The organism is Rhodococcus sp. C-2 (genome assembly GCF_027854095.1).
GTDB classification, from domain to species: domain Bacteria; phylum Actinomycetota; class Actinomycetes; order Mycobacteriales; family Mycobacteriaceae; genus Rhodococcus_F; species Rhodococcus_F qingshengii.
Window position 1 is genome coordinate 107,739 of the sequence record NZ_JAQGFI010000014.1, and the last position, 13,387, is coordinate 121,125.

At 62.9% G+C, this 13,387-nt stretch carries 11 protein-coding genes; 2 read left to right on the plus strand and 9 right to left on the minus strand.

What is annotated here, in order from left to right; genetic code table 11:
- Positions 1-18 precede the first annotated feature (18 nt).
- Positions 19-1,563 carry an MFS transporter gene (locus PCS43_RS26880; RefSeq protein ID WP_054781564.1) on the minus strand — a complete coding sequence of 515 codons (1,545 nt, stop codon included), beginning with the start codon at positions 1,561-1,563 and terminating at the stop codon, positions 19-21.
- A 128-nt stretch (positions 1,564-1,691) separates the two neighbouring features.
- On the opposite strand from PCS43_RS26880, the gene PCS43_RS26885 reads away from it, so the two are divergent.
- Complete coding sequence (locus tag PCS43_RS26885) at positions 1,692-2,213, plus strand: TetR/AcrR family transcriptional regulator (RefSeq protein ID WP_003941685.1); 522 nt, start codon at positions 1,692-1,694, stop codon at positions 2,211-2,213.
- Positions 2,214-2,227: 14 nt separating this feature from the next.
- Here the strand turns inward: PCS43_RS26885 and ilvA are convergent, their stop codons facing one another.
- The 3 genes from ilvA to PCS43_RS26900 all read right to left on the minus strand — a co-directional run bounded on the left by ilvA (position 2,228) and on the right by PCS43_RS26900 (position 5,969).
- Positions 2,228-3,583, minus strand: a complete 1,356-nt coding sequence (gene ilvA / locus PCS43_RS26890; RefSeq protein WP_007733150.1) for a threonine ammonia-lyase IlvA — start codon at positions 3,581-3,583, stop codon at positions 2,228-2,230.
- Between the two features lie 78 nt (positions 3,584-3,661).
- A complete protein-coding gene (locus tag PCS43_RS26895) occupies positions 3,662-5,437 on the minus strand; it encodes a pyruvate dehydrogenase (RefSeq protein WP_209908885.1) in 1,776 nt (591 codons plus the stop codon).
- Between the two features lie 97 nt (positions 5,438-5,534).
- Positions 5,535-5,969: a nitroreductase family deazaflavin-dependent oxidoreductase gene (locus PCS43_RS26900; RefSeq protein WP_003941666.1), complete on the minus strand. Its 435-nt coding sequence runs from the start codon at positions 5,967-5,969 to the stop codon at positions 5,535-5,537.
- A gap of 186 nt (positions 5,970-6,155) precedes the next feature.
- Between PCS43_RS26900 and PCS43_RS26905 the strand changes: the two genes are divergently transcribed.
- A complete protein-coding gene (locus PCS43_RS26905; protein ID WP_003941759.1) occupies positions 6,156-6,389 on the plus strand; it encodes a hypothetical protein in 234 nt (77 codons plus the stop codon).
- A gap of 94 nt (positions 6,390-6,483) precedes the next feature.
- On the opposite strand, the gene dnaE is transcribed toward PCS43_RS26905, so the two are convergent.
- The 5 genes from dnaE to lspA form a co-directional block, all read right to left on the minus strand.
- Positions 6,484-10,020 (minus strand): DNA polymerase III subunit alpha, encoded by a 3,537-nt coding sequence (dnaE, locus tag PCS43_RS26910; RefSeq protein ID WP_003941755.1) that lies wholly within the window; start codon positions 10,018-10,020, stop codon positions 6,484-6,486.
- 99 nt (positions 10,021-10,119) lie between these two features.
- Positions 10,120-11,073, minus strand: a complete 954-nt coding sequence (gene rarD, locus PCS43_RS26915; RefSeq protein WP_371735110.1) for an EamA family transporter RarD — start codon at positions 11,071-11,073, stop codon at positions 10,120-10,122.
- The gene (locus PCS43_RS26920; protein ID WP_073512223.1) at positions 11,070-11,753 is read right to left on the minus strand and encodes a hypothetical protein; all 684 of its coding nucleotides are present in this window, start codon (positions 11,751-11,753) and stop codon (positions 11,070-11,072) included. The genes rarD and PCS43_RS26920 overlap by 4 nt, the downstream gene beginning before the upstream one ends.
- The gene (locus tag PCS43_RS26925; RefSeq protein ID WP_007733161.1) at positions 11,750-12,676 is read right to left on the minus strand and encodes an RluA family pseudouridine synthase; all 927 of its coding nucleotides are present in this window, start codon (positions 12,674-12,676) and stop codon (positions 11,750-11,752) included. Before PCS43_RS26925 ends, PCS43_RS26920 begins: the two co-directional genes overlap by 4 nt.
- Positions 12,673-13,359, minus strand: a complete 687-nt coding sequence (gene lspA, locus PCS43_RS26930) for a signal peptidase II (protein ID WP_003941684.1) — start codon at positions 13,357-13,359, stop codon at positions 12,673-12,675. The genes PCS43_RS26925 and lspA overlap by 4 nt, the downstream gene beginning before the upstream one ends.
- Positions 13,360-13,387: the final 28 nt, after the last annotated feature.

Genomic DNA, 13,387 nt, shown 5'->3' on the forward strand with positions numbered 1-13,387 from the left:
ACTCTCGAGATTCCGGTATTAACGCTTCGCGTTCTCTGGTGTACTCCGCAGCATCCGCAACACCAATGCGGCACTGACGAACAGAACCAAAGCTGTTGCACCGGCAGCAACGTGCATACCGTCGACAAACGCCGACTTCGCGGAATCGGCAAGCACCGAACCGAGTTCACCAGGTAGGTACGTTGCTTCCTGCAGGGCACCGCCGAGCGTGCCCTGTGCAGCGTGCGCCTGATCTGCTTCGAGCATCGAGGTGTCGATTCCCTTGCGGAAGATCGCCATCACCACGCTGCCCAGGATCGCCACGCCGAGCGCGATGCCGAGTTCGTACGCGGTCTCCGACACAGCGGACGCAGCGCCGGCGCGTTCGGGTTCCACCGAGCTGACCACGAGATCCGATGTCAACGTCAACGCGACACCGACACCAGCACCGGCCAGACCGAAGCCGATCACGAACATCAACGGGCCGCTGTCGACGCCGAGCGCGAGCAGCATCGCAGCACCGATACCGGCAACCGCGAGGCCCGCGCTGAGCACGTGAGACACCGACCACCGGCGAATCAACCAGGCCGCCGCAACCGCGGTGAATGCGCTGAGCAACATACCCGGGAGCATCAGCAGGCCGGCGTCGAGCGCCGAGTTACCGAGCACCAACTGCAGGTACTGCGAGCCGAAGAACAGGACACCTGCCAGCGCGAAGATCGAGAGCAGGTTGGTGATGACGGCGGTGGAGAACGACGCGTTGGCAAACAGCTTCAGATCCAACATCGGATCCTTCAGCATCCGCTGACGACGCACGAACACGTAACCCGCCGCGAGACCAACAAGGCCGATCACCAGCAACGTGATGCTGACGCCGTGCACCACGGATTCCTTGACCGCGTACACCAGCGGCAACATGGTCGCCATCGACAGACCAGCGCTGATGAGGTCGAATCGACCCGGATTGGGGTCTTTCGACTCCGGGATCAGGATCGGGCCGAGTACAACCAGCGCGATCATGACCGGAATGTTGATCAAGAAGACCGAACCCCACCAGAAGTGCTCGAGCAACCAACCACCGACCAAAGGGCCTGCCGCTGTACCGCCACCGGCCATCGCGCCCCAGACACCGATTGCCTCGGTGCGCTGACGCGGGTTGACGAAGATCGTGCGGATCAGACCGAGGGTGGCAGGCATCAGCGTTGCGCCGGAAATACCCTGCAGCACGCGGGCGGCAATGAGCATCTCGGGACTGACAGCGAGAGCGGCGATGATCGAGGCGAGACCGAAGCCGACTGCGCCGATCAGGAGCAGTTTTCGCCTACCGATCCGGTCACCGAGCGTACCCATGGTGATGAGCAGACCGGCGAGCACGAACGAATAGACGTCGATGATCCACAGCAACTGCGTGCTGCTCGGCTCGAGGTCGGCGCTGATGAACGGAAGCGCAAGATCGAGCACCGTGCCGTCGACTGCGATGAGCAACACAGCAAAGGCAAGGACTATCAAGCCCGCCCAGTCACGCTTTGTCGCCCGAACCTCGTCGGGATTGATTGCAGACGTCTGATCTGCCGACACTGACATTGCTCCCCTGCGACTTTCTCTGAGTTCTTTCGAAAAGATTTCACTGAACCGTCCAGCCGGTACAGTAGGTCTACGGTAACAGTGAACCGTCCAAGCGGTAAAGTTATTTCCGGGTAGGGTCACATCACATGGCTGCCGACACTCGCGATCGAATTCTCGACGCACTGGAGAAGCTGCTGCTGGTCAGCGGCGTTGCTCAAGTCACGCTCGAAGGCGTTGCCGCCGAAGCCGGGGTTTCCAAGGGCGGACTTCTCTATCACTTCCCCAGCAAGGAAGCCCTCCTCGCGGCGATGGTCCGCAGACTCGGGGAACGCTCGGATCAGCAACTCGACGACGCCGTAGCCGGCGGTACGACGGTCACCGAGTTCTATCTGCAGATCCCCGATGCGAACGAAAGCGAAGAACTCTCACTCTTCCGGTCGATCATCGCGGCACTGAGAACAGTCGACGGACAACACGACGAAATCCAGAAAGCCGTCACACATGTGATGCGGAGCTGGGACAAGGGCCTTCAGACCGAGATCGCCGACCCTGTGCAGGCCGAGATCATCCGACTCGTCGGCGACGGCCTGTATCTGGCGGCCATGCTCGGACTCCCCCAGCCGGATCCCGAACTGCATCGACAGGTAGTCGAGCGACTGCGGCCCTGACCGGGGGGCGTCCCTTACGTCAGATAGCGGTACGCCGGGCTTCCCGGCTCGAGCCTCTCGGACTGCATCGGCGCGCGCTCCATCCGCTCGAGTAACGCCGCCAACCCGTCGGCGGAACCGAGTTCGATACCCACCAACGCGGCACCCGTCTCGCGATTGTTTCGCTTGACGTACTCGAACAGCGCGATGTCGTCGTCCGGCCCCAGCACGTCCGAAAGGAAGCGACGCAACGCTCCCGGTTCCTGCGGAAAGTCCACCAGGAAGTAGTGCTTGAGCCCGAGGTGAACGAGCGAACGCTCGAGAATTTCGCCGTAACGGGAGACGTCGTTGTTGCCACCGGAGATCAGGCACACGACGGTCGAACCCGGCTCGAACGTCAAATTCTGAAGTGCCGCAACGGAAAGCGCACCCGCAGGTTCGGCGATGATGCCCTCGCTCTGATACAGCTCGAGCATCGCCGTGCAGATAGCGCCCTCGTCGATCTGATTGACGACAAACGATCCCGAACCGGACCGCGTCTGAAGTTGACGAGCCACGAGCGGCAACGACGCGTGCGACACGACGGCGGCACCCAGACGTGAGACGACCTCGTAGGGAACATCGCCGATCCGCTTGACCGCTGCTCCGTCGACAAATGGATCGACGTCGGGAAGAGTCACCGGGCCCCCGGCAACAAGAGCGGCCGTCATGGACGCCGCGCCGGACGGCTCGATCCCGACGATCGACGTCTTCGGCGACCGCTCGTGCAGGTAGGTGGCGATGCCCGCAATGCAACCGCCACCGCCGACCGGCACGACGATCGTGTCGAGAGGGGCGTCCAATTGCGTGAGAATCTCCGCTGCAATGGTTCCTTGCCCCGCAGCGGTGCGCACGTCGTCGAACGGCGGAACCATGGTTGCGCCGGTTTCGGCTACGTCCTCCGCGGCCGCAGCAGCGGCGGCGTCATAGGTCTCACCGATCATGAACAGTTCGACAAATGCTCCACCGTGCGCGCGGATGCGATCACGCTTCTGCTTGGGGGTATTGGCCGGAACGTAGATCCGACCCTTGATCTGCATCGTTCGGCACGCGAAAGCAACACCCTGCGCATGGTTACCGGCACTGGCAGTCACCACGCCGGCACCGCGTTCGGCCTCGTTGAGCTGAGCGATCAGGTTGTAAGCGCCACGAATCTTGTACGAACGAACGCCCTGGAGGTCCTCACGCTTGAGATACACGTGTGCCCCGGTCAACGCCGAAAGACGATCGCTGTACTGCAGGGGTGTCGCCGCAATGACATGCTGAATTCGCTCGATGGCCGCGTCGATCTCCTGCGCGTCGAGCGCGGGGACGGTGGACTTCGTTACTACGACATCGGGCGAGTTAGACACCCCGCCATTTTCGCACGTCGGAGATCAACCTTCCCACCACCCCGCCCCGCATGGTCTGGGAGGCAGGGTGGCGGTAGGTCAGCCGCGCGGATCCAACTGTGAGGGACGTGGCACGTTCCGCAGATTCGACTTGGCCATCTGTACTGCCTCGCCGACGCCGCCGTTCATCACCATCTTCGACATCGCCAAAGCGAAGCCCTTCATCTGACCACCGGTGATATTGGGCGGCAACGACAATGCCAACGGATCGGTCACCAGATCCACCAAGGCCGGACCGTCATGATCGAGCGCGGCGCGTAGGCCCGCTTCGATGTCCGCGGGATTCTCGATTCGGCGCGAGAAGATACCGAGCGCAGCAGCAACCGCCGCGTAGTCGACCGCGGGCACGTCGACCCCGAAATCCGGAAGGCCGTCGACCAGCATCTCGAGCTTGACCATTCCGAGCGTCGAGTTGTTGAACACCACGATCTTGACCGGCAACTTGTACATCGCGACGGTGACCAACTCACCGAGCAGCATCGACAATCCACCGTCGCCCGACACCGAGATGACCTGACGCCCCGGACTCGACCATGCAACACCCATCGCGTGTGGGAGCGCATTGGACATCGATCCGTGCAGCGCCGAGGAGATGAAGCGTCTCGATCCGTTCGGATTGAGATAGCGCGCCGTCCACACGTTGCACATCCCGGTGTCGGCGGTGAAGATTGCGTCGCCGGCTGCCAGATCGTCCAAGATCGAGGCCGCATACTCGGGGTGAATCGGCGTGCGCTGCTTGACCGGATCCGTGTATGCACCAACCACTTTGGTCATCAGAGTGTTGTGCTTGGCGAGCGTGTCCTCCAGGAACCCGCGGTCGGTCTTTCGATCGAGCTGCGGAATCAGTGCATTCAAGGTGCTCGCGACGTCGCCGTGCACAGCCAGGTCCAGGCTGGTTCGACGCCCCAACCGCTCGGCCGCGATGTCGATCTGAGCGGTACGAACGTCGTCGGGCAAGAACTGATCGTAGGGAAAGTCCGTACCGATCAGGAGCAGGAGATCGGCGCCGTGGATACCGTCGTGCGCCGCACCGTAACCGAGCAATCCGGTCATCCCGACGTCGTATGGATTGTCGTACTGGATCCATTCCTTGCCACGCAGTGAATGCCCGATGGGAGCGCCGACGGTTTCGGCCAACGCCAGAACCTCCGCGCGCGCATCTCGCACGCCCGCGCCGGCAAAGATCGCAACCTTACGCGAGCCGTTGATCACATCTGCCAACGCCTTGACGTCACCGGCATCCGGAACGACTGTCGGCCTTCGGGTTTCGACGAGCGTCGGCGGGGTGCCTTCTGCCGGGCAGTCGGCGATGTCCCCGGGAAGCACGATCACCGAGACGCCGTTTCGAGCCACCGAATGCTGAATCGCCGACTGCACCACGCGTGGTGATTGCACTGGGGTGCTGACGAGTTCGGTGTAACTCGAACATTCGATGAAGATCCGCTCGGGATGCGTTTCCTGAAAGTAGCCCATTCCGATCTGGGCGCTGGGGATGTGCGAGGCGATCGCGAGGACCGGCGCGCCCGAACGATGAGCGTCGTACAGGCCGTTGATCAGGTGAAGGTTTCCGGGACCGCAGGATCCGGCACACACTGCGAGTTTTCCGGTGATCTGGGCATCCGCTGCGGCCGCAAAGGCGGCTGCTTCCTCATGCCGGACGTGTATCCAATCGATTCCGCCCTTCTCGGAACCACCGGTGCGACGAACCGCATCGACGATGGGATTGAGACTGTCACCGACAATGCCGTAGATCCGACTGACACCCGCGTCAACGAGCTGCTGAACCAATTGATCTGCAACGGTTTTCGGACTCATCAGACCTCCATGACACACTCACGGGAGTCGGGATCGCCGACCCCCGGGAGTGACGATTTACTTGTGATTGATGCAGCGCTTCTTGTGGAATGCGGGGTTACTTGGGTTCGAGCACGAACACCGGAATCTCACGATCGGTCTTCGTCTGATAATCGGCGTAGTCGGGGTACGCAGCGACAGCGCGCTCCCACCAGACCGCCTTCTCGTCGCCGGTGACTTCCCGAGCAACCAGGTCGAAGACCTGCGTCGCGTCACGCAGCGTGACGTGCGGGTCGGCTTTGACGTTGTAGTACCAGACCGGATTCTTCGGGGCGCCACCGAGCGAAGCCACAACGGCATACGAACCGTCGTGCTCGACCCGCATCAGCGGCGTCTTCCTGACCTTGCCGGACTTTGCGCCGATGGTCGTGAGAACGACGACGGGCATGCCGTTCATGTCGTTTCCCTCGGTGCCACCGGAGTTCTCGATGCGTGCGACCTGATCGGCGGCCCACGACGCTGGACTGGGTTCGTACTCACCTGTGATTGGCATGTGTACCAGTGAACACCCACTCGAGCACCTTGGCCACCGAACCACGCCGACCAGGCCTGTCGCCCGCGCACTCCCCTGGTTGATCGATTAAGTGAGCTGCCGATCAATAAAGTTCGCTTGCCCGAACTCTCATCTCTGGCTACGCTGAAACCACAGCTTCGAACTGCCGTATCGGAAAGGGACGAGATGACCACCGCAGATATCTCCACTCGCGAATCACGCCCCTCCCCCGACTATTGCGTCGATCTGGCCGGAACTCGGTGGCCGCTGTACAAGATCGAAGCTCTCGTGGTCGGGTTCGTGCTGTTCGTCGTCGCCGGTGCCGTCACGCAGTCGATGCAGGTGGCCGTACTGACTGCCGCAACGGCCGCTGTAGTCACGTGGTGGGTACGGCGCGTGCACTACTCACGCACCACCTGATCACCGCACTCCCCCGAACTCCCGCGAACCGAACGAAGGGACCTTGCTGCATCAGCAGCAAGGTCCCTTCGTTCGGTTCAGGTCCGCTCGGCGGTCAGACCGTCAGGCAACTCGGTCCGAGCAATGCCTTCAGGTCGCCCATCAGTGCCGAGGACGGTTCGACCCGAAGGACGTCGTCGACCTTCCACAAGCTGATTTCGGTTCCGCCGATCAGTCGGACATGGACATCGGACGTCCCCGGATGCCTGGTCAACACCTGCTTGAGAGCACTGAGCTTGTCCTTGGTGCATTGCCGAAGCGGCAGCGAGACCGACAGCGGACGCGCAACCCCGATCGCCGAAATATCAGGTACCGCAAGGTCGTTGCCGATCAGTGACATCCGATCGTCTCGGATCGAGACGCGAGCCTTGACCAACACGATGGCATCCTCGGCGATGTCCATTCCGTACACGGCGTACGCCTGCGGGAAGAACAGCACCTCGATTCCACCCACGAGATCTTCGAGCTGCACGATGCACCAGGTCAGACCGTTCTTGTTGACCCGGCGGTCCACCGAGGCGATGATGCCGCCGAGAGTTACCTGGGCACCGTCCTGAACGCCGCCTTCCAGTATCGCGGCGATGGACGTGTCGGACTGCTGCCGAAGAATGTGCTCGACGCCGTTGAGCGGGTGACCGGAGACATACAGCCCCAGCATCTCTCGTTCGAGCGCCAGGCGATGCTTGGAATCCCACTCTTCGTCAGGAATCTTGACGTCGAACACCGAGGTGATCGACTCGTCCGCCTCGGCACCACCGAAGAGGTCGAACTGTCCGATCGCCTCCGCCTTCTTGGTGCTCATCACGGAATCGATGGCGTCGGCATGAACCAACATCAGGCCCTTGCGCGGATGACCCAACGAGTCGAAAGCACCGGCCTTGATGAGCGATTCGGTGACCTTCTTGTTGCAAGCCATCGCGTCGATCTTGCCGAGATAGTCGGAGAAATCTGTGAACTTCGACTTCTCGGTGCGCGCCTTGATGATCGAGGCGACGACGTTGGCGCCGACGTTGCGCACCGACCCCATACCGAAACGGATGTCGTCGCCGACGGTCGCGAAGTCGACGCGTGACTCGTTGACGTCCGGCGGGAGAACGGTGATGCCCAACTTGCGGCAGTCGGCGAGATAGATCGCGGACTTGTCCTTGTCGTCACCGACGGAGGTCAGCAGACCCGCCATGTACTCGGCCGGGTAGTTCGCCTTGAGGTACGCAGTCCAGTACGACACGAGTCCGTAGCCGGCGGAGTGCGACTTGTTGAACGCGTAGCCGGCGAAGGGAAGGACCGTGTCCCACAGCGCCTTGATGGCGGCTTCGCTGAAGTTGTTGTCCAACATGCCCTGCCGGAAGCCGGCGTAGGCCTTTTCCAGCTCGGACAGCTTCTTCTTACCCATCGCGCGACGCAGCAAGTCGGCCTGACCCAGGGTGTACCCGGCCACCTTCTGCGCCAGTTGCATGATCTGCTCCTGGTAGATGATCAGGCCGTAGGTCTCGGAGAGGATCTCCGCGAGCGGCTCCTCCAGTTCGGGGTGAATCGGCTTGACGTCTTCCAAGGCGTTCTTGCGCTTGGCGTACGAGATGTGGGCGTCCACACCCATCGGTCCCGGTCGATACAGCGCCAAGGCGGCGACGATGTCGCCGAATCCGGTGGGCTGCATCAGTTTCAGCAACTCGCGCATACCGCCGCCGTCGAGCTGGAACACACCGAGAGTGTCACCGCGGGCGAGCAGTTCGTATGTTGCCGCATCGTCCATCGGCAAAGTGTCGAGGTCGAGGTCGATGCCGCGGTTGGCTTTGATGTTCTCGAGCGTGTCGCCGATGACCGTGAGGTTTCGCAGACCGAGGAAGTCCATCTTGAGCAGGCCGATGGCTTCACACGAAGGGTAGTCCCACCCGGTGATGATTGCGCCGTCCTGGGCGCGCTTCCAGACCGGGATTGCGTCGGTGAGCGGTTCGGACGACATGATGACCGCGCAGGCGTGCACACCGGCGTTACGGATCAGCCCCTCCAGACCCACCGCAGTCTTGTAGATCTTCGCGACGTCCGGGCTGGAGTCGATGAGTGCTCGAACCTCGACGGCCTCCTTGTACCGCTCGTGCTTCGGATCGGTGATACCGGAGACAGAGATGTCCTTGGCCATGATGGGCGGCGGGAGTGCCTTGGTGATCTGATCGGCGATGGCGAAGCCCGGCTTGCCGAACTGGACGCGTGCCGAGTCCTTGATGGCAGCCTTGGTCTTGATGGTGCCGAAGGTGATGACCTGGGCGACCTTGTCGTTGCCCCACTTGTCCGTCGCGTAGCGAACCATCTCGCCGCGACGGCGATCATCGAAGTCGATATCGATATCGGGCATGGACACACGCTCGGGGTTGAGGAATCGCTCGAACAGCAACCCGTACGGGATGGGGTCGATGTTGGTGATACCCATCGCGTAGGCCACCAACGAACCGGCAGCCGATCCACGGCCGGGCCCGACACGGATCCCGACGTCCTTGGCGTGGTTGATCAGGTCGCCGACCACGAGGAAGTAGGCCGGGAAGCCCATTTCGTTGATGACGCCGATCTCGTAGTCGGCGCGGGCGAGGTACTCCTGCGGCGGTCCGCTCGGGAATCGGCGATCGAGTCCGCGCATCACCTCGGCGCGCAGGAAGGTCTGCTGCGTGTGTCCCTCCGGGACCGGGAAGATCGGCATGCGGTCGTGGAACGCCCACACGTCCTCGTACGACTGCACACGCTCGCCGATTGCAACGGTGTTGTCGCATGCCCCCGGTACCTCGTTGTCCCAGATGGCGCGCATCTCGGCAGCGGACTTGAGGTAGTAGCCGTCGCCGTCGAACTTGAAGCGAGTGGGGTCGGAGAGCGTCTTGCCGGTCTGAATGCAGAGCAGCGCCTCGTGATTCTCGGCGGCGTCCTTGGTGACGTAATGGCAGTCATTGGTGGCAAGTGGCGGAATACCGAGTTGCTTGCCGATGTCGAGCAGACCCTCTCGCACACGGCGCTCGATCGAGAGACCGTGATCCATCAGTTCGAGGAAGAAGTTGTCCGGGCCCCAGATCTCCTGCCACTTCGCGGCAGCTTCGAGAGCCTCGCGATCGTGACCGAGACGAAGGCGGGTCTGGATCTCACCGGACGGGCAACCCGTGGTCGCGATGATGCCCTCGGCGTGCGCGGCGATGAGCTCCTCGTCCATCCGTGGCCATTTACCGAGCTGGCCCTCGATGGACGCGAGCGACGACAGCTTGAAGAGGTTGCGGAGTCCGGTCGCGTTCTCGGCCACCATCGTCATGTGGGTGTACGCACCGCTACCGGAGACGTCGTCGGACTTCTGGCTGCGATCGCCCCACAGAACTCGCTTGGTGTTGAAGCGAGACTCGGGTGCGATGTAGGCCTCGATGCCGATGATCGGCTTGATGCCGGCGCTCTTTGCCTCGTTGTAGAACTGGCTGGCGCCGTACATGTTTCCGTGGTCGGTCATGCCGACTGCGGTCATTTCGAGACGAGCGGCCTCCTCGAACATGGCGCCGACCTTGGCCGCACCGTCGAGCATCGAGTACTCGGTGTGATTGTGAAGATGTACGAACGAGTCAGCCACGTGCGCCTCTCTGAAGGTCTGGGAGCGAGATCGAGTGTATGCCGCGCTGCCGACACGACCGGCGACCGACGTAGCGGAGTCGCCGTGCGCCGCCTCCGGTCACGTGACCGGAACCTCGGGTTCGGCGCTCGACCTCACCGAACGCCGCGAACGTCGACTGGCGACGAAGGTGTCTGTCGTGAAGATCACCAGTGCAGCCCAGATCAGAACGAAGCCGATCCACCGTGACGCCGGCATGTCCTCGTGCATGACGGCCACACCCCACGCCATCTGGAGCGCCGGGGTGAGGTACTGCAGCATGCCCATCGTCGCCAACGGAACTCTCTGAGCGGCGACGCCGAACAGGAGCAGCGGCAGCGCGGTGACCGGGCCGGCGGCAAGCAGCAACAGGCTGTGCCCGGTACCGCTGCTGATGAATGCACCGGCCCCGGTCAGGCCGAGAAACACGAGGTAGCCGACCGCGAACGGTGCGGCAACGACTCCCTCGGCAGTCAAACTGGTTCGAGGATCGAGCGGAACCACCTTCTTGACCAACCCATAGGTGGCAAACGAGCCGGCGAGCAGCAAAGCGACGATCGGAGGTTTCCCGAAGTCGACCGTGATCACCACAACTGCCGTGGCAGCGAGAACGAGCGCGGCGATCTGGGCGGGACGCAATCGTTCGCGGAAGATCACGACGCCGAGCAGAACGGTGACCAGCGGGTTGATGAAGTACCCGAGAGCCGCCTCCACGACGCGGCCTGACACCACGGCATAGATGTACGTCCCCCAGTTCACGGCGATCGCCGCAGACGCCGCGGTCACCAGCAGCCAGGTGCGTGCGCTGATTCCGCGAAGCGATCCGAGGCGGCCGGCAAAGGCCAACACGATCAGCATCAACAGAAGGGTCCACACCACCCGGTGCGCCAGGATCTCGACCGGATCGGCGAAGTCGAGTAATCCGAAGAAGGCCGGGAACGTTCCCCACAACAGGAAAGCCGCCACACCGTAGAAGATCCCCGAGGACGAACGGGACTCAGCGCGTTCGTCCTTGTTCACAGAACCGGAGTTCACGGGACCGGTCCGTCGTCGGGGCCGGGAGCAACGACGTCCACGTACTCCGGCAGCAAGGGACGGACGGCTGCCAACCACGGCGAGGCGTCGGACGGCAACGCTTCCACTGCACGGACGTTCGAGTCATGTTCGATCGCTTCGAGTCCTTCGGGAGTAGCTCGCACCAGCACGCCCACCGCGCAGGCGCACCCGGCGGACAATTGCTTCGCCGACGCGAGCGCCACCTGTTGCTGGCGATCGGTGTCGCCGCCGAGCGAGACCAGTCGCGTGGCTGCAACACCGGGCGATCTGCGCACTGCTTCGTCGTTGTCGGGAACGGGCACCGACATGAGCGGCGTCTGGACGCGCTCGATCGGAACTCGGAACATGACCCTGGACACGCGAACGCCCGAGACCTCAGCGCCCGGCACCTGAACACTGCTGGTCGACGTGATGACCTCGCCGACGGTGAGTGCCTTCGTGAACGAGACCAACGCCCACACCGGCCCGTCGACCGACGCAACAGAATCTCGCGCTCGGTCGAGGTAGTCCGGGACAGCTTCCCCACTGTCCGGACCCAGAGTGTCCGTCCGGATCGGCGGGGTCGGCACGGGATTCGCGAACCCCACGCCCACCACCGCCGCCACACCGACCACCACCGCGACGACGGCCAGCGCGGGGGTAAGCCCGCGCGGTGTCATGAGGACCGGAGAACTTCGAGTGCGTGTTCGAGATCCTTCGGGTACTTGCTCTTGATCTCGACCCAGCGACCGTCCGCCGGATGTGCGAATCCAAGAGACACGGCGTGCAGCCACTGGCGCTCGAGGCCGAGCCTTTCGGCAAGTCGAGGGTCCGCGCCGTAAGTCAGGTCGCCGCAGCACGGATGGCGCAACGCCGAAAAGTGGACACGGATCTGGTGTGTGCGACCGGTTTCGAGGTGCACGTCCAGCAGACTCGCTGCCTGGAACGCCTCGATGGTGTCGTAGTGCGTGACGCTGGGCTTGCCGTCGGCCGTGACCGTGAATCGCCAGTCGTTCCCGTGATGGCGTCCGATGGGCGCGTCGATCGTTCCGCTGCTCGGGTCGGGGTGTCCCTGCACGAGAGCGTGGTAGCGCTTGTCGATGGTCCGCTGCTTGAAAGCGCGCTTGAGCAACGTGTACGCGCGCTCGGATGTGGCAACCACCATGACACCCGACGTTCCGACGTCCAGGCGGTGGACGATGCCCTGACGCTCGTGGGCACCGGACGTCGAGATGCGGAAACCGGCCGCGGCAAGTCCGCCGATGACGGTCGGTCCCGTCCACCCGACGCTAGCGTGCGCGGCAACTCCGACGGGCTTGTCGACTGCCACGACGTCGTCGTCGGCGTAGAGGATCTCCATTCCCTCGACCGGTGTCGCTTCGATGGTCAGGGGCCGCGGCGGTTCGGGCAGGACTACCTCGAGCCACGACCCTGCGGTCAGACGATCGGACTTGCCGACGGCCACACCGTCGACGAGTACCGAGCCTTCTTCCGCGAGTGTCGCGACCACGGTGCGCGAGAGTCCGAGAAGGCGCGCGAGGCCGGCATCGACGCGCATGGCATCGAGACCGTCGGGCACTGGCATCGAACGGGATTCCCTCACTTGGTTTCTCCCTCGGCTGCAGCCTTCGATTCGGTGAGCTTCTTGTCGTCCGCCTTGTGATCACGCAGGCGTTCACCGTTGGGTTCGAAGCCGAACAGTGTCAGGACGACGAGCAGAATCGCGCCACAGACGATCGCGGAATCCGCGATGTTGAACACCGGCCACCAGCCGACGGAGACGAAATCCACCACATGTCCGCGCATGATTCCGGGAGAGCGGAAGAATCGGTCGACGAGGTTACCCAGCGCGCCGCCGAGAACGAGGCCGAGACCGAGCGCCCACCACGGTGATCGGAGCGTGCGACCGATCTTGATCACACCGATGACCACACCGATTGCGACGAGAGTGAGGATCCACGTCATCGACGTCGCCATCGAGAACGCTGCCCCCGGATTGCGCACCATCGTGAATGTGACCACGTCACCGATGATTTCGATCGGCTGCCCCGGTTTGACCGCGGCGACTGCCCACACCTTCGTGAGAATGTCCGAGAGCAGGATGACAGCGGCGATGGCAATGAGCATGGTCAGCCGGCGGGGCTTTTCGACCGGCGCAACCGCCAGGTCACCGTCTTCCGATTTCACGGCTTCCGGTTTCACGGTTTCGGGCTCGTCGGCCTTCGAGATTTCGGTAATCGGCTGATCCTCCGCGTTGACATCTCGGTCTGGGTGGTCTGTACTCACGCAACCATCATCCCTCATGTTCACCGCA